This window comes from Hyunsoonleella pacifica (genome assembly GCF_004310335.1).
GTDB lineage: Bacteria > Bacteroidota > Bacteroidia > Flavobacteriales > Flavobacteriaceae > Jejuia > Jejuia pacifica.
The window spans coordinates 1-314 of the sequence record NZ_SIRS01000021.1 but is presented as its reverse complement, the minus strand read 5'-3'; the positions used below and the strand labels follow the sequence as shown (position 1 = coordinate 314).

1 protein-coding gene is annotated in these 314 nt (G+C 29.3%); it reads right to left on the bottom strand.

Translation table 11 applies throughout. The features are described from left to right. A partial coding sequence (locus EYD46_RS17590) for a hypothetical protein (protein WP_130938488.1) occupies nucleotides 1–252 on the bottom strand: 252 nt, incomplete at its 3' end. Nucleotides 253–314 lie beyond the last annotated feature (62 nt).

Here is a 314-nt window from a genome sequence, read left to right as displayed (position 1 = left end):
ATATAAAGCTGTGAAATGGTTTTCTGAAAATCGGAAAACATAAATAGGGTATTGCAGTTGCGAATTATTTACCACAAGATATTTTAGTGTTTTTCCATCCTTTTCAAAATTTGATAGAGGAACTATTAAATCCTCTCCATTAATTTTTACGCTAATGCTTTTGGTTGAGACGCATCCTTGTAGTAGTGATGAAAAAATGGTAGTCCCTAAACAAGCAAATCCACAAGTTTTAATAAATTCTTTTCGTTTCATATTTATAGTGATTCTAAGAATTTGATTAAATCTTCTTTTTCGTTTTCAGAAAGATTCACAAA